Source organism: Burkholderia sp. BCC1977, from assembly GCF_905339595.1.
Taxonomy (GTDB): Bacteria; Pseudomonadota; Gammaproteobacteria; order Burkholderiales; family Burkholderiaceae; genus Burkholderia.
In genome coordinates, this window is record NZ_CAJPGQ010000183.1 from 1 (window position 1) to 413 (window position 413).

Sequence of the window (413 nt, forward strand, 5' to 3'; positions counted from 1 at the left end):
AGAGATTGGCGCGGATATTCGTGTGTAGCCGAGGTTGATCCGTGCGGATTCCAGCGAAGCGCGATCGGCGATCACGTCGGCTTCGTCTTCGCGGACGGCAGCGATCGCGTCATCGTAATCCTGCTTGCTGACGGCATTGATTCTGACCAGTTCGGCGTAGCGCCCCGCCTTCGTTTTCGCCGACGCGAGTGTGCCGCGCGCCTGGTCGTAGGTTGCCTGGTAGCTGGTCGGATCGATCTGATACAGGACCTGGCCGGCCTTGACGTCGGTGCCTTCGGTGAAGAGACGCTTGCGGACGATTCCGCCGATCTGCGGGCGAACGTCGGACACTTTCAGCGCGGACAGACGCCCGGACAGTTTGGTCTGCTTAGCGATACGTTGCGGCGCGACCGCTTCGACTCCGACTTCGACGA

Annotated in this window: 1 protein-coding gene; it reads right to left on the reverse strand. The window is 62.2% G+C overall.

Annotated elements, in window-relative coordinates; all coding sequences use genetic code 11:
- Positions 1–413: efflux RND transporter periplasmic adaptor subunit (locus U5771_RS35380; RefSeq protein ID WP_322028210.1), on the reverse strand; the 413-nt coding region annotated here is incomplete at both ends.